This window comes from Pseudonocardia xinjiangensis (assembly GCF_012911925.1).
GTDB classification, from domain to species: Bacteria; Actinomycetota; Actinomycetes; order Mycobacteriales; family Pseudonocardiaceae; genus Pseudonocardia; species Pseudonocardia xinjiangensis.
This window is the reverse complement of sequence record NZ_JAAXKY010000108.1, coordinates 1-14,451: the sequence shown is the minus strand read 5'-3', so window position 1 is coordinate 14,451 and position 14,451 is coordinate 1. Positions and strand designations below refer to the sequence as shown.

The following is a 14,451-nucleotide window of genomic DNA, read 5'->3' as shown; positions in this document are numbered from 1 at the left end:
CGGATGCGGATCGTGATCGTCGCGGTGGGGACGTGGGGTGATGTCGCTCCCTACACCGGACTCGGAACGCGGCTGCAGACCGCCGGTCACGAGGTGGCGATCGCCGCGCACGCGCCGTTCGAGGCAATGGTGCGGGAGCGCGGGTTGGGCTTCCGTCCGCTGCCGATGGACGTCCGTGACGAGCTCGGCTCGGCGCAGGGGCAGCAGGTGCTCCGGACGTCGCCGCTCGCAATGGCCCGTTTCGCGCGGATGTACGCGCGGCACTGGGGGGCGATGGCCGAGGCGACGGAGGCCGCGACGGAGGGCGCGGACTTCCTGATGCTCTCGGCCATGGGCTTCCTCGGGCAGCACGTCGCCGAAGGGAAGGGCATCCCGAGTGCGGGGGTGTACCTGCAGCCGCTGGATCCCACCGGCGAGTTCCCACCGTGGACGGTCACCACCCGGTCGCTCGGCCGGTGGGGCAACCGCGCGGCCGCTCGCACGGTGCGCACCGCGGGCATGCTGCCGTTCCGCGGTGCGGTGAACGACCTGCGGGCCCGTCTCGGGCTTCGTCCGACCACCGCCGGCGCCTTCTTCCGCCGGCTCGACGAGCAGCGCTGGCCGGTGTTCTACGGGATCAGCCCCACCGTGCTCCGGACTCCAGCGGACTGGCCCCCCTATCGCCGCGTCGTCGGCTACTGGTGGCCGCAACGGTCACCGGGCTGGGAACCGGAGCCGCGCCTCGTGGACTTCCTCGCCGCCGGACCGCCGCCGGTGTTCGTCAGCCTCGGCAGCATGGCGCCACGCGATACCGAACGGCTCGGCCGGCTGTTCCTGACGGCCGCGCGGCGCGCGGGCCTGCGGGTGGTGCTCCAGCAGGGCTGGGGCGGGCTCACCGGAGCGGGCGACGACGTCCTCGTCATCGGCGACACACCCCACGACTGGCTCTTCCCGCAGATGGCCGCCGTCGTCCACCACGGCGGTGCCGGAACCACGGCGGCCGGGCTGCGCGCCGGGGTGCCCGCCGTCCCGACCCCGCTGACGGCGGACCAGCCGTTCTGGGCACAGCGGCTCGTCCGGCTCGGGGTGAGCCCGGGCGCGCTGCCGTTCCACCGGCTCGAGGCAGGCGCGCTCGCCGACTCCCTGCGCAAGGTCACGACCGAGGAGTCGTTCGCCGGACGGGCCCGTGAGGTGGCCGCGGCGATCGCGACCGAGGACGGAGCCGACAGGGTGCTGGACGCCCTGAGCTCCGTGGCGCGAGGCTAGGACGGGCCCAGATCGCTGCAGCCCTTCCGCACCCAGTCCACGACCGTCTGGACCGTGTCCTCGTAGGGGAGCGTGGTGGTGTCGAGCAGGTCGACGGGTGGCTCCAGAGTGGGACCGTTGCTGCGCAACCAGTCGTTGAACTCGAGGGTCTCGGCGATGCGCTCCTCGTCCCAGCCGCGCCACGCCGGCCGGTCCCGCAGCCGGGAGCGCAGCACCTCCGGCGCACCCACCAGCGCGAGGTAGTGGATGTCGCCGACGAACACGCGCTCGGGCAGGCGTTCGAGCTGGACGGGGACGACCGTGCCGACCAGCACCACCGGCCGTCCACTCTGGTGGATCATCGCGGCCATCCGCAGCCAGGTGGAGCGGAACGCCCGGAAGTCGTCAGCAGGGTCCTGCAGGCCGCCCGTCCACAGGACGTCCTGCTCGACCACGACGGCCACGTCGCCGAGCGCGGGGGTGAGCAGCCGCGCGATCGTGGACTTCCCCGCTCCGCTGGGACCGGTGAGGGCGAACATCGGCAGCCGCCGGAACGGCTGCCGATGACCGCAACGGGCGCACACCAGGACCGGCCCGTCGGCCGCGACCACCGGCCGGTCGAACCGGTCGCCGCAGCCGACACAGATCTGCAGGTCCACAGGGACGGGCTCGCCGATCAGTCGAACAGCTCCTCGAGGAAGCCCTTGCGGCGCTTGTGGCCACCCTGGTGACCGCCCTTGTGGCCGCCGTACGGGGGCGGCGAGTCGCGGTAGTGGCCGCCCTGGTGCCGCGGGTCGTACCCGTGGTCGTCATGCCCGCGGCGCCCGTAGGGCGGTGGGGAGTCGGAGAAGCGGCCTGCCGGCGCTCCCGGCGGGCCGTAGTAGCTCTGCTCGGCGTTGGCGATCTGCTCGAGCTCCCCGCGGTCGAGGAAGATCCCCCGACAGCCCTGGCACTGCTCGATGTGCACGCCTCGCCGGTCGACGGTATGCATGACGTTCCGACACTTGGGACAAATCACCCCGCCATCCTACGGGCAAACTGATCTCCAGTGGTCCTCCTCGCACCTCGGCTCCGATGTGCACATCCGGACGGTCCTCGATCAGCAGCAGGGCTCCACAGTGCTCACGGGGTGTCCCGGGGGCACAGTGTGCGGATGACGGTGCCGCTGACGGCCGAGGACCGGGCGATCCTCGCGCTGGAGGGCCCCACCGTAGTGGGCCACACGTGCAAGGTCATCCGGCTCGGGCCGGGAGAGGCCACGGCCGCCGGGCTGCGGGCCGCCGTCGGTCGTCGGCTGGCCGGCGCGCCCCGGCTGACCTGGCGGCTGGGCGGGCCGCCGGACCGGCCGGAGTGGCACGTCGACCCGGCGTTCGACGTCCGGGACCACATCGCGGAAGCCCGTTCGACCGCGGAGCTCGACGACGTCGCGCTGGGCAACGAGGTGGCCCGCCTGTTCGAGCAGCACCTGGACCGGCGCAGGCCGCTGTGGCGGATGGATCTGCTCGGCCCACTGGCCGGGGGAGGCACGGCACTGGTCTGGCGGCTGCACCACGCACTGGCCGACGGGACCACGGCCATGCGGCTGGCGCGCACCGTCCTGTGGGACAGCCGCGCCGGCGGGCCGCCCGGCGCCCGGCCCGCGGCCCGCACGCAAGCCGCCGACGACGCCCGGCGCCGCCACCACCTGGCGGGCTTCCTCGAACGCGAGTTCCTGCCCAGCACCCGCCGCTCACCGTTCGACCTGCCGATCGGGCCCGACCGCGGCGTCGCGTTCGCGATGACCTCGCTCGGCCGGCTGCGCACGTCGGCCCGCTCACTGGCCGGCGCCACGGTGAACGACGCGGTGCTGGCCGTGATGGCGGGGGCGTTGCGCACCTGGATCGTGCACCGGCACGGTCCCCTCCATCCGGTCCGCGTGCGGGTGCCCGTCAGCCTGCACAACGAGCGCGAGCCGACCGGCAACCGCGACTCCTACTTCTGCGTGAGCCTGCCGCTGGACGAGCCGGATCCGGTCGCCCGGCTCGTCGCGGTCCGCCGCGAGACGGCGTTGCGCAAGTCGCGCCACGACGCGCAGGAGATGGCCGAGCTGCTCGACCGGCTGGGCCGGGCCTCGCCGCGGCTGCGGCGCTGGTGCTCCGACCTGCAGGCCGCCCCCCGCGCGTTCGCGCTCAACGTCTCCAACGTGCCCGGCCCGAGGCAGCAGGTCAGCGTGCTCGGCGTGGACGTCGAGGCGATCCACTCCATCGCGGAGGTGGGGGAGCGGCACGCGCTGCGTGCCGCGGTCGTCTCGGTCGGCGACCGGCTGTGCTTCGGGCTCTGCGCCGACCGCGGGGTGATCGGCGACCTGGACGTGCTGGCCGCAGCCATCGAGCAGGAGGCCCGGACCGTGGCCGAGGCGGCCGGGCTGGTCGCCGACCGGTGACCCGGCGCGGTATGCAGGTGTCCTGAGGCGCGGACGGCAGTTGGGGAGTGACGTGCGGGTCGTGGTGATCGGGGCCGGTGTGGTGGGGGCGGCCGTAGCCGTGGGACTGGCCGAGCGGGGGGCCGAGGTCACCGTGCTGGAGGCCGTCCGGCCCGGAGCGGGCACCACGGGCACGTCCTTCGCGTGGGTGAACTCGGCCAACAAGGAGCCCGAGCACTACCACGCGCTCAACCACGCCGGGGTGCGCGCGCACCACGCGTTCGCCGGGGAGCGGGCACCCTGGTTCTTTCCCACGGGGAACCTCGAGTGGGCGGTCACCGACCGGCATCGCTCGGCGCTCGCCGCGCGGATGGAGCGGTTGCACGGCCGGGACTATCCGGCGCGGTGGCTGACCGCGAGGCAGGCCCAGGAGCTGGAACCGGACCTGGCGGTGCCCGGCGACGACGCCGACTACGCGTTCTTCCCGGAGGAGGGGCACGCGCTGCCCCTGGTGCTGCTGGCCCGGCTGCTGGGCGAGGCAAGGGACCGCGGCGTCCAGGTGCGCGCCGGCAGCGCGGTCGTCGGTGTCGACCGCACGGGGGCAGGTGCGGTGGTCACCTCCGTCGACGGCGTCCGTCACCCGGCCGACGTCGTCGTGAGCTGCAGCGGACGGCGGACGGACGGCATGGCCCGGTGGGCCGGGATCGACGTGCCGCTGGTCGACGCGAACCGAGCGGGCTCGGCGGCGGTGGGTTTCCTGGCCACCACCGAGCCGGTGGCGGTCCGGCTGTCGCGGGTGCTCACCGGGTCGCGCCTGGGCGTTCGCCCCGAGGGCGGTGGCCGGCTGCTGCTCCAAGGGCTGGACCTCGACGCGCGGGCCGATCCGGGCCGGCCTGTCGACGGCGCTGTCGCCGCCGAGCTGCTCGTCCGGCTGGCGGAGGTGCTGCCCGCCACCGCGGGCGTGCCGATGGCGGCCCTGCGGATCGGGCAGCGGGTGCTGCCGGCCGACGGGCTGACGGTCGCGGGCTTCTCCGACCGCGACGCCTGGTTCTACGTGGTGGCCACCCACAGCGGGATCACCCTCGCCCCGCTGCTGCGGCGGCTCGTCGCGGACGAGGTGTTCGGCGAGGAGTCGGCGTTGCTCACCCCGTTCCGCCCGGGCCGGTTCCGTGACGGCGCCGGGGCAGTCGCGCAACCGGCGCGGCAGCCCGGCGAGCAGTGACGGTCAGAAGACGAGGGTCCAGCCCTCGTCGCCTGCCTGCTCCGCGGTGTAGGAGACCCCGTCCACCTTCAGGCCCTGCGCGTCGAGCAGGGTGATCGTGCCGCCGCCGTTGCCCAGGGTGACCCCGTCGGTGGTCGCGACCACGAGGGTGGCGCCGGCGGCGAGCATCCCGGCCGGCACCGGGCAGGTGCGTTGCGACCGGTCGGCGAGCCGCCAGCCCGTGACGTCGACGGGGGAGGGGGAGGCGTTGATCAGGGTGACGGTCTCCGCCTCCGGTGCGGGACCCACCGGGTTCACCAGCGCCGCGACGATCCGGGCCGGGGCGCCCCCGACCGTGGGGTGTGGCTCGGTGCCCGGGAGGGTGTGGCCGGTGGTGTCGTCGGTGTGCCACGCCTGGCTCTGGAAGGCCAGGAAGATCGCCACCCACCGGGACTCCGCAGCGAGGTGCAGGAGCAGCCCCCCGTCCTGCCACACCCCGTCGTCGCGCACGAACGACCCGCTGTTGCCCTGGTTCATGTGGACGTCGTGCACGCCGTTGCCGGGCCGGAACCCGAACACCTGGTCGGCTGTGCCCTCCGGGCCCCACCGTTCCCCGAACACGTACGCCGCGGCCTGCGCGTCGGCCCGGGCGCGCAGGACGTAATGGTCGAGGAGGTCGGCGAGGTCGTTGTCCGGGCCGGTGACATCCGGGGGCAGCAGCCGCATGGCCGCCGGGTCGAACAGGTTGCCGCGGATGTAGTCGAGGTTCGCCCCGCCGGGGCCCGACGGCAGTGCCGTCCAGCCCGATCCGGGCGCCGGCAGCGCGGCGGTGACCGGATGGCGGAAGTCGTCCACGACGAGATAGCGCAGCTCGGAGGGCGCCTGCGCGGACTCCACGTTCACCGCCGCCCGGTAGTGCGTTCCCGCGTCGTCGACGAGGTGGATCTGGTAGTGCGGGGAGTCCGACGAGCCTTCCCGGCGCGTGTCCACCACCCGTCCCGCCACCACGCCGTAGGACGTCAACGGCACCGCAGTCCCCCCGTTCCGTCGAGCCGGTACCGGCGGGTCCGCCGGCCGCTCCTCCCGATCATGCCCGTCAGGAGCCGGTGGTGGCGGGCGGCCTCCGCCACCCGATGGCGGACGGCTGGGACGCGTGGTGGGCCGCGGTGCGGACGAGGTCGCGGGCGGGGCCGTCGAGCCGCTGGTGAGCCGGCCAGATCGCGCGCAGCGCGCGCCGCAGGTCCAGCTGTCGGATCGGTACGGCGACCAGCGTGCCCGCGGCCAGCTCGGTGGTGACGGCCAGCGAGCTGAGCACCGCGGGGCCGATCCCGCTGATGACGGCGTTCTTGATGGCGGTGGTGGAGGACAGCTCGAGGATGGGGGCGGTGAGCGGCCCGTGCCCGGCCGCGGCGAGCTGCTGCTCGAGGTAGGTACGGGTGCCCGAGCCCTGTTCCCGCGAGACCAGCGGGATGGAGGCGAGCCGCGCGGGGTCGACCGCGCGGCGCCGTGCCCACGGGTGGCCGGTGCCGACCACCAGGACGAGCTGGTCGTGGGCGACGGTCAATGCGTCGAGCCCGGGGGGAGTGTCCGGACCCTCCACGAACCCGACGTCGGCGGCGCCGCTGCGGACGTCCGCGGCCGTGTCGGCGGAGTTGTGGGAGGTGAGCCGGACGCTGGTGGCGGGGTGCTGTGCCCGGAACGCGGCCAGCCAGCCGGGGAGCAGGTACTCCGCGACGGTCAGGCTCGCCGTGACGCTCAGCCGGGACTCCTTCTGCACCCGCAGCGCGGCGAGCCCGGCGTCCAGGGCGTGTGCGGCGTCGATCGCGGGGCGGGCCCAGTCGACCACCAGCGAGCCCGCCGGGGTGAGCCGCGCGCCGCGTGGTGAGCGTTCGAGCAGCGTCACCCCGAGCGTGGCCTCCAGTGCCCGCAGGCGTGCGCTCACCGCGGGCTGGGAGATCCCGTGCCGGCGGGCGGCCTGGCCGATGCTGCCCGTCTCGGCCACCGAGATGAGCAGGTCGAAGGCCCCGAGATCCGCGACCCGGGACGGCAGGGTCATAACCTCATCCTATGAGGCGTCGCCCCTGCGGCGCCTCCGGCGGGACGGGATCAGTGCTGGTCGGTCGCCAGGTCCGCCAGGTAGCGCTCCTGGAGCACGAACTTCTGGATCTTGCCGGACGAGGTCTGCGGGAAGGTCTCCAGGAACCGCCACACCCGCGGTGTCTTGTACGCGGCGAGGCTGCGCCGGCAGAACGCCGCCAGCTCGTCGGCACTCGGGTCCGAACCCGGGGTGGGGCGCACGAAGGCGGCCACCGTCTCGCCCATCTCCGGGTCGGGGAGGCCGACCACCGACACGTCGGCGACCTGCGGATGGGTGAACAGGAGATCCTCGATCTCCCGCGGGTAGATGTTCTCCCCGCCGCGGATGATCATGTCCTTCAGCCGGCCCTCGATGCGGAGGTAGCCGAGACCGTCCATGCTGCCGAGATCGCCGGTGTGCAGCCAGCCGTCGGCGTCCAGGGCGGCGGCAGTGGCCTCCGGGGCGTCGAAGTAGCCCCTCATGACCCCGTACCCACGCGCGCAGACCTCACCGACGGCACCGAGCGCCACCGGCGCACCACTCGCCGGATCGCTGATGCGGACCTCGCAATGGGGCAGCGGGCGCCCCACCGTGGTGATCCACTCCGGATTCGGGTCGTGGGGCAGCGTGTGGGTGATGTAGGGCGAGGCCTCGGTCTGGCCGAAGCCGATGGTCACGGCGACATCCAGCTCCCGCTCCGCCCGGCGCACCAGCTCCGGCGGGACCGGTGCGCCGCCGAGGGTCGACAACCGCCAGCTCGACAGGTCCCGCGGCCGCGCCGACTGCTCGTCGAGCATCCGGATCAGCATCGTCGGCACGCTGAGCAGGATCGTGCCGCGCGCGGACGCGAAGGCGTCCAACATGACCCCGGCGTCGAATCCCGGGGGGAGGACGTGCATGCCGCCGGTCTGCAGCGCCCCGAGTGTCGCGAGCCCGCAGCCCGCGGTGTGGAACATCGGCATCGGGTTGACCCAGACGTCGTCGGGGCCTGCGCCGTTCACCACGGCGTAGTACCGGCCGACGTTGACCAGGCCCCGGTGGGTGAGCTGGGCGCCCTTGGGGGTGCCCGTGGTGCCGGACGTGTACTGGATCTGGGCGATGTCGCCGGGGTCCACGGACGGCAGCTCCCTTGCCCCGTCGCCGGACGCCAGGAACTCGTCCCAGCCCGAGAGGGCGACGACCTCACGCAGCTCGCGGAGCCCCGGGCGGGCCTCCTCGACGACCGGCAGCAGGTCGCGGCCGCGGTAGGTGTCCTGCACGAACACCCCGTCGCAGCGGGACTGGCCGAGCACGTGCGCCAGCTCGCCCACCTGGTAGGCCGGGTTGACCGTCACGAGGGTGAGGCCCGCGTACGCGGCGCCCATCTCCAGCAGCACCCACTCCGGGCGGTTCGCCGCCCACACGGCGACGTGCTCGCCCGGACGGAAGCGCTCCAGCATCGCGCGGGCCACCTGGTGCGCCTCCTGCCGCAGCTGGTCGAACGTCCATCGGCGCCCGGCGGTGTCCGGGCCGAACTCGACGAGTGCGGTTCGCGGTCCCCAGTCGGCGGCCGCCAGGTCGAGCGCTGCGCCGACGGTCAGCTCGCGGAGCGGATCGTCCTGCTCGCCCCGCGCGTACGACATCCCCGCCGACAGCCCCTTCCCACCCACGTCAACTCCTCGTCGCCGATGGCCGCGGGCGGACCCCCCGGTCGCCCGCCGCCATTCCTGGGAAAAGCACGAAATGGACATTGTGCGTGGCTGCGGACTCGCCGAGACCCCTCGGGCCACCGCCATAACAAACGTTATAGCACGGCGTGGCCGAGGCCCGTGAACTACTGCTGCAGGCCGCGCATCGCGACATCGACGCCGAGGGCATACCGCGCGGCGAGGTCGGCGCGGGGGGCGTTGCCGGTCAGTTCGAGCATCACGAGCCCGTGCCCGGTCGCCCACAGGACGTGCGCGGCGGACTCGGCGTCCGTGACGAGCGGGTGCTGTTCCCCCCAGCGGCGCACCACTGTGATGAACCGCGCGTAGTTCTCGCGAGCCCGTGCGCGGATCTCCCCGGACGGCCGGGGGATCCCGGGCGGCTGGTGGCCGAACATCACCTGGAAGTAACCGGGATGGGCGAGCGCGACCTCGCGGTAGGCGAGGCAGGTGTTGCGGACGTCCGCCTCGGGGTCGTCGGTGAACTGCCAGCTGTGCTGAGCGTCGCTCAGGCGCCGGTGTCCCTCGAGGTACAGCGCTTCGAGCAGCCCCTGCTTGCCGTCGAAGTAGTGGTAGACGGCCATCGTCGAGCATCCGGCAGCGGCGGCGATCCGGCGTACGACGAGCCCGCTGAGGCCCTCCGCCGCGAACAGGGCGGCCGCGGCGTCGAGCGTGGCCGCGCGAAGGTCGGCGGACTCGCGAGGCGGCCGGCTCCGGTCCTGCGGCGTGGTTGTCACCACCCGAACGTAACCGCGGCGGCCAGATGGGACATCACGTGACGGGCATCGTCGGGCCGCGCCGCCCGCAACCACCCATCGCGGGACATTCCAGGAAATGAATCCCGGGTCCTATCCCGACGGCTCCGACGAATACGGACATATGATCCGAAAGGGAGAGGGCAGCGGGCGGCGATAGAATGTGTGAGTGAAGCTGGGGGGCGAAACACTGGTGTGCCGTGCGCAATCTCGGACATCTCGGCGGCGGTCCTGATGCCCGCCGACGGAGCGCAGCTCTATCCCGCCGGTCCCGATCCGCGCCGGATGGCCGAACTGTGGTCCGCCGAGCTCGGCGGCCTCGATGTCACCTCGGCCACGGTCGCGGTCACTCTGCAGCGGCTGGCCCAGCACGTGGAACGCGCGGTCGTCGCGATCGCCCGTAGCCACGGCCTGGGTCCCGGCGATCTGAGGGTGCTGCTGGCGCTGCGCCGTGGAGGCCCTCCGTACGCGGTGAGCCCCACGGAGCTGTTCCGGCTCCTGCTGATCACCTCGGGTGCGGTCAGCAAGCAGGTCGACCGGCTCGTCGAGGTGGGCCTGGTGGCCCGCATGCCCGACCCGGAGAAGCTGCGCGGCCTGCTCGTCCGGCTCGAACCGGCGGGGCGCGCGGTCGCCGAGGCCGCGATGAAGGAGATGTCCACGTCGTTCGTGGGGCTCGAACGGCTGAGCGCCGAGCAGAAGCACGAGGTCCTCGACATGCTCGCCCGGCTCCAGGCCGTGATGGAGGGGGCCGCAGCGATGGAGGGCGCGGCGGCGCAGAGCCTGGCCGGCCCGGCGCCCGAGGGAGTGCACTGACCACCGGCCCCGCGTCGCGGGCCGGGGATCAGCGCTCGCGGTCCTGCGTGCGCCCCGTCAGCGCAACGCGGCGTTCCCGGCGTCCTGGGCCGCCCGTAACCCCTCCGCCACCGGCACCCGCCCGGCGAACACGTCGTTGAAGATCGGCTCGAACGCGGTCGAACCCGCGCCGAACTTGGGTCCGGAGGGCGCGGGGATGGTGTCGGTGCCCCCTGCGGCGCCGAAGTACCGGGTGTCGACGCCGCGTCCGGCCCAGTAGTCGCTGTAGCCCTGCTGAGCCGCGGTCACGGCGGGGAGGGCGGCGCCCTCCCCGCCGACGAACGAGGCTCCCTGCTCCGAGCCGAGCCAGCGCAGCACCAGCAGGATGGCGTCGCGGCGCGGGCTGTCGGCGTTGCCCGCGGCGATGACGCTGTTCACGACGCTGACGCGGCCGGCGGGCCCGGCGACCAGCGGGGCGATGCCCCACGCGAAGGTGGCGCCGTCGTCGATGTTCTTGAGGTTGTAGGTGCCCGACTGGAACAGCGCCATCTTCCCCTGCAGGAACTGGTCGCGGCTGAAGTCGTAGTTGGTGTTGGTGGCGGACGCCGGCGGGGCCACGTGGTGGGTGTTGATCAGGTCGACCAGGTAGGAGAAGGCCTGCTCGCTGCGGGGCTCGGTGAACGCGAACGTGTCGTCGGGGGCCTGGAAGCGGCCCCCGTTCTCGCCGATGAAGTTGTAGTAGATCGCCTGCAGGTCGCGCCCGGCGTTGAAGCCGTACTGCGTGACCGTGCCGGGGTCGAAGCCGGGCTGGTCGGCGGTGCGCCCGGCGGCGTCCCGCGTCAGCTTCTTCGCGGCGGGCAGGAAGGTGTCGGCCGCCGGGTCGGTGGGGTTCCACGTCAGGTTCTGCGGGTCGACGCCCGCCGCCTCGACCATCGCCTTGTTGTAGTAGACGACGATGCGCCCGTCGGTGAGCGCCGGCACGCCCCACAACGTCCCGCCGCGGGTGTACTGCTGCACCGCGGCCGGCACCCAGCCGCCGACCTCGTCGGGCAGCGCCTTGCCGATGTCGATCAGCTTGCCGCCGTCGGCGAGCGCGCCGAAGTACAGCGCGTTGAGCCAGTAGATGTCGTCGGCGGTGCCGCTGGCGACGTCGAGGGTCAGACCCGTGAAGTAGTCGGCGTACGACGTGGTGTTCACCTGCACGCGGATGTCCGGGTTCTGCCTGCTGAACTCCGCGAACGACTTCTCGTACGCCGCGGCGACCTGGTCGTCCCACACCCGGACCGAGACCGTGGTGACGCCGTCCGCGGCGGGTGGGTCGTCCGGGCCCGCGGGTGAGCAGGCGGCCAGCACGAACAGTGCGGCCGCCACGGCGGCCAGCCGGCGCAGTCTCATGGGTGCCACTCCTGTGTGTTCAGCGGAAGCCGGTGAGGGTGATCGAGCGGATGACATGGCGCTGGAAGGCCAGGAACAGCACCAGCAGCGGCAGGATCGCGACGGTGGTGGCGGCCATGACGATCGTCCAGTTGCCGTTGTACTGCGACTGCAGGCTCGCGGTGGCCACCGTCAGCACCTGCCACTGCCGGCCGGTGGTGATCACCAGCGGCCACAGGAAGCTGTTCCAGTGGGTGACCACGGTGATGATCGCCAGCGTCGCGAGGATCGGCCTGCTGATCGGGACCACGACGTGCGCCACGGTGCGCAGCGTGCCCGCGCCGTCGAGCTTCGCGGCGTCGAGCAGGTCGGCGGGGATGGTGCGGAAGTACTCGCGCAGCAGGAAGATCGCGTAGGGCGAGCCGAAGAGCTGGGGCAGCACCAGCGCCCAGAACGTGTTGCGCAGTCCGAGATCGGCGAACACCGCGTACAGCGGGATGATCGTGACGGCCTGGGGCACCATCAACGTGGCTAGGTACACCCAGAACAGCGCGTCGCGCCCGGGGAAACGCAGCCGGGCGAACGCGTAGGCGGCGAACACCGAGAAGAGCAGCTGTCCGATCAGGATCACGGCCACGACCTGCGCGGTCACCACGATCGGCGACACGAAGTCGTAGCGGCCACCGAACAGCTCGCCGAAGTTCGCGACCGTCGGCGGGGCCGGCGGGGCCAGCACCTGCTGGGACGCGAACTGCAGCGGGGTCTTGAGCGCCGTCATCAGGCTGAGCAGGAACGGGGCCAGCGTGAGTACCGCCCCGAGGACGAGCAGCAGGTAGGCGGCTCCGTTGCGGAGGATCCGGGGCACGGTCACGGGGCGCTCACGTCGACAGGTCGTAGGTCGTGCGGCGGGAGAACCACCGCTGCTGCACGAGGGTGATCGCCACCAGCAGTACGAACAGCACCACGGCCATCACCGCCGCCTGCCCGACGGCGCGGGACTCGAACGCCTCGTAGTAGATCCGGCCGGCGACGACGTCGGTGACCCCCTGCGGGCCGCCCTTCGGGGTGAGCGCGTAGACCGAGTCGAAGACCTGGAAGGTCGAGATCACGCCGGTGACCAGCACGAAGAACAGCGTGGGACGCAACAGCGGCAGGGTGATCAGCCGGAACGTCTGCCACGGCCCCGCGCCGTCGAGCAGGGCGGCCTCCAGCAGCGTCGACGGGATCGCGCGCAGCCCGGCGACGAAGAACAGGGCGACGTACCCGACCTGCGTCCACACCGTGACGGCCGCGACGGAGGGCAGCGCGAGCACCGGGTCGCTCAGCCACTCGATGCGGTGCCCGATCAGGGCGTTCAGCGCGCCGTCGGTGGGGGCGAGGATCCAGCGCCACACCACCCCGAGCGCGAGCGGCGCGCAGATCCACGGCAGCACGTACAGCACCCGGAAGACCGCCGAGCCGCGCAGGCCCCGGTTGAGCAGCAGTGCCGCGCCGAGCCCCAACACGGTCTGCGCCGGGATCACGATCGCCACGAACACGGCGGTGACGAGCAGCGACCGGGCGAACCGGCCGTCCTGCGCCACGGCCACCACGTTGTCGAGGCCGACGAACGTGCGGGGGCCGATCAGGTCCCAGCGCTGCAGGGCCAGCCACACCACGACCAGGATCGGCAGCACCAGGAACGCCGCCACGCCGAACAGGCTCGGTGCGAGCAGCAGGTAGGCCGTGCGGGTGTCGCGCGATCTCATGCCGACGGTCCGTTCAGCCGGCTTCCCCGTGCGCCCATCCCGCCGGCCCACCCTGTCCTGCCGTCACTGTCGTCCCCCGAGCTGAGTCGTCACCGGAGCCGGATCCCCGGAGTCAAGATCGTCCCACCGCGGATGTCAAGAACCACCCCCACCCCGTTGCAGCAAAGCCACGTTGACGCAAGCGGATTGCAGCAAAGTGGCTTTGCTGCAATCCGCCGGCGGGAGCTGGTCCGCCCGGCACGCGTACGCATTCGTGTACCTTCTGGCTATGCGGCCGCCGGAAGTCCTGTCGTTCCGGGAGTTCCGCGCCGGCCTCGCCGCCACTCTCAAACGTGTCCAGAGCCCGGGCAACGGGCCCGTCTTCGTGGGTGCCCACCGCAGGCCGGAGGCGGTGGTCATGTCCGTCTCCCAGTACGAGGAGCTGGTGGCGGCCGCCGAGCGGCGTGACGCGGTGACCGAGGCGCTGGCATCGGTCCGGGCCGAGGGCCTCGAGCCCGGCCCCGAGGTGCTGGGGATGTTCACCGCCCTGGCCGCGGGCGCCATGAGTACCGATGAGCTCCGCGAGCAGGTGTTGGCGCGCTATCCGCAGTGAGCTGGGACCCGTACCTCGATCTGGACACCGGGGTCCTGCGCAACCGCCTCGGGATCGGCGACCGTGAGGAGCTGGCGAGGGCCGAGGCAGCCCTGACGGCGTCGCGGCTCTACGACCTGCAGCGCGGCCACCTGCCGGGACGCTACGACCTCGAGCACCTGCGGTCCTTCCACCACGTGATCTTCGGCGACGTGTACGACTGGGCGGGCGAGCTGCGCACCGTCTCGATCGGGCGCGGCGGCCTGTTCTGCCTGCCGCAGCGGCTCGTCCCGTTCGCGGAGGAGCTGTTCGGGCGGCTCGCCCGCGACCACCACCTGCGCGGACTGGACCGGGACACCTTCGTCGGCCGCCTCGCGGAGCTGCTGGCCGGGATCAACTTCCTGCACCCGTTCCGCGAGGGCAACGGTCGCACGCAGCGCGCCTTCGTCGCCCAGCTCGCCCGCGACGCCGGGTACCGCACCCGCTGGGCGCTGATGGACCCGGCGGCCAACGTGGCGGCATCGGCGGCCGCGCTCCGCGGCGACACCGGGCCCCTGCGCGAGCTGCTCGACCAGCTGGTGGTCGGCCCCGCCGGCCCGGTGACGGACCCACCCCCACCACCG

15 protein-coding genes are annotated in these 14,451 nt (G+C 73.0%); 6 read left to right on the top strand and 9 right to left on the bottom strand.

The window, feature by feature from the left end:
* Window positions 1-3 precede the first annotated feature (3 nt).
* On the top strand, window positions 4-1,245 hold the full coding sequence (locus HF577_RS26445) for a glycosyltransferase (RefSeq protein ID WP_169398664.1): 1,242 nt from the start codon (window positions 4-6) through the stop codon (window positions 1,243-1,245).
* Here the strand turns inward: HF577_RS26445 and HF577_RS26440 are convergent.
* Window positions 1,242-1,883, bottom strand: a complete 642-nt coding sequence (locus HF577_RS26440) for an AAA family ATPase (protein WP_312859398.1) — start codon at window positions 1,881-1,883, stop codon at window positions 1,242-1,244. The genes HF577_RS26445 and HF577_RS26440 overlap by 4 nt on opposite strands.
* A gap of 17 nt (window positions 1,884-1,900) precedes the next feature.
* Complete coding sequence (locus tag HF577_RS26435; protein ID WP_169398663.1) at window positions 1,901-2,242, bottom strand: TFIIB-type zinc ribbon-containing protein; 342 nt, start codon at window positions 2,240-2,242, stop codon at window positions 1,901-1,903.
* Between the two features lie 135 nt (window positions 2,243-2,377).
* On the opposite strand from HF577_RS26435, the gene HF577_RS26430 reads away from it, so the two are divergent.
* The gene (locus tag HF577_RS26430) at window positions 2,378-3,646 is read left to right on the top strand and encodes a wax ester/triacylglycerol synthase domain-containing protein (protein ID WP_169398662.1); all 1,269 of its coding nucleotides are present in this window, start codon (window positions 2,378-2,380) and stop codon (window positions 3,644-3,646) included.
* 52 nt (window positions 3,647-3,698) lie between these two features.
* The gene (locus tag HF577_RS26425) at window positions 3,699-4,847 is read left to right on the top strand and encodes an NAD(P)/FAD-dependent oxidoreductase (protein WP_169398661.1); all 1,149 of its coding nucleotides are present in this window, start codon (window positions 3,699-3,701) and stop codon (window positions 4,845-4,847) included.
* A gap of 3 nt (window positions 4,848-4,850) precedes the next feature.
* On the opposite strand, the gene HF577_RS26420 is transcribed toward HF577_RS26425, so the two are convergent.
* From HF577_RS26420 to HF577_RS39845, 4 genes are all read right to left on the bottom strand, one after another.
* Entirely contained in the window at window positions 4,851-5,855 is a 1,005-nt protein-coding gene (locus tag HF577_RS26420) for a DUF2278 family protein (protein ID WP_169398660.1), read from the bottom strand.
* 67 nt (window positions 5,856-5,922) lie between these two features.
* The gene (locus HF577_RS26415; protein ID WP_211174861.1) at window positions 5,923-6,882 is read right to left on the bottom strand and encodes a LysR family transcriptional regulator; all 960 of its coding nucleotides are present in this window, start codon (window positions 6,880-6,882) and stop codon (window positions 5,923-5,925) included.
* Between the two features lie 50 nt (window positions 6,883-6,932).
* The gene (locus HF577_RS26410; protein WP_211174860.1) at window positions 6,933-8,552 is read right to left on the bottom strand and encodes an AMP-binding protein; all 1,620 of its coding nucleotides are present in this window, start codon (window positions 8,550-8,552) and stop codon (window positions 6,933-6,935) included.
* A gap of 164 nt (window positions 8,553-8,716) precedes the next feature.
* Entirely contained in the window at window positions 8,717-9,325 is a 609-nt protein-coding gene (locus HF577_RS39845) for a TetR/AcrR family transcriptional regulator (protein ID WP_169398659.1), read from the bottom strand.
* Between the two features lie 252 nt (window positions 9,326-9,577).
* Here HF577_RS39845 and HF577_RS26400 point away from each other — a divergent pair, with 252 nt between their 5' ends.
* Window positions 9,578-10,156 carry a MarR family winged helix-turn-helix transcriptional regulator gene (locus HF577_RS26400; protein ID WP_169398658.1) on the top strand — a complete coding sequence of 193 codons (579 nt, stop codon included), beginning with the start codon at window positions 9,578-9,580 and terminating at the stop codon, window positions 10,154-10,156.
* Window positions 10,157-10,213: 57 nt separating this feature from the next.
* On the opposite strand, the gene HF577_RS26395 is transcribed toward HF577_RS26400, so the two are convergent.
* The 3 genes from HF577_RS26395 to HF577_RS26385 are packed head-to-tail and all read right to left on the bottom strand — an operon-like array spanning window position 10,214 to window position 13,257.
* The gene (locus HF577_RS26395; RefSeq protein ID WP_169398657.1) at window positions 10,214-11,530 is read right to left on the bottom strand and encodes an ABC transporter substrate-binding protein; all 1,317 of its coding nucleotides are present in this window, start codon (window positions 11,528-11,530) and stop codon (window positions 10,214-10,216) included.
* Window positions 11,531-11,549: 19 nt separating this feature from the next.
* Complete coding sequence (locus HF577_RS26390; RefSeq protein WP_211174859.1) at window positions 11,550-12,380, bottom strand: carbohydrate ABC transporter permease; 831 nt, start codon at window positions 12,378-12,380, stop codon at window positions 11,550-11,552.
* A gap of 7 nt (window positions 12,381-12,387) precedes the next feature.
* The gene (locus HF577_RS26385; protein WP_169398656.1) at window positions 12,388-13,257 is read right to left on the bottom strand and encodes a carbohydrate ABC transporter permease; all 870 of its coding nucleotides are present in this window, start codon (window positions 13,255-13,257) and stop codon (window positions 12,388-12,390) included.
* Between the two features lie 268 nt (window positions 13,258-13,525).
* Between HF577_RS26385 and HF577_RS37635 the strand changes: the two genes are divergently transcribed.
* Together HF577_RS37635 and HF577_RS26375 are read left to right on the top strand one after the other, a co-directional pair.
* The gene (locus tag HF577_RS37635; RefSeq protein ID WP_211174858.1) at window positions 13,526-13,849 is read left to right on the top strand and encodes an antitoxin VbhA family protein; all 324 of its coding nucleotides are present in this window, start codon (window positions 13,526-13,528) and stop codon (window positions 13,847-13,849) included.
* A partial coding sequence (locus tag HF577_RS26375) for a Fic/DOC family protein (RefSeq protein ID WP_169398655.1) occupies window positions 13,846-14,451 on the top strand: 606 nt, incomplete at its 3' end. The genes HF577_RS37635 and HF577_RS26375, both read left to right, overlap by 4 nt.

Bases quoted from the DNA above. Each gene is read 5' to 3' on its own strand.
- HF577_RS37635 (WP_211174858.1), top strand. From the start codon at position 13,526: ATGCGGCCGCCGGAAGTCCTGTCGTTCCGGGAGTTCCGCGCCGGCCTC.
- HF577_RS26430 (WP_169398662.1), top strand. From the start codon at position 2,378: ATGACGGTGCCGCTGACGGCCGAGGACCGGGCGATCCTCGCGCTGGAG.
- HF577_RS26395 (WP_169398657.1), bottom strand. From the start codon at position 11,530: ATGAGACTGCGCCGGCTGGCCGCCGTGGCGGCCGCACTGTTCGTGCTG.
- HF577_RS26445 (WP_169398664.1), top strand. From the start codon at position 4: ATGCGGATCGTGATCGTCGCGGTGGGGACGTGGGGTGATGTCGCTCCC.
- HF577_RS26415 (WP_211174861.1), bottom strand. From the start codon at position 6,882: ATGACCCTGCCGTCCCGGGTCGCGGATCTCGGGGCCTTCGACCTGCTC.
- HF577_RS26385 (WP_169398656.1), bottom strand. From the start codon at position 13,257: ATGAGATCGCGCGACACCCGCACGGCCTACCTGCTGCTCGCACCGAGC.
- HF577_RS26400 (WP_169398658.1), top strand. From the start codon at position 9,578: ATGCCCGCCGACGGAGCGCAGCTCTATCCCGCCGGTCCCGATCCGCGC.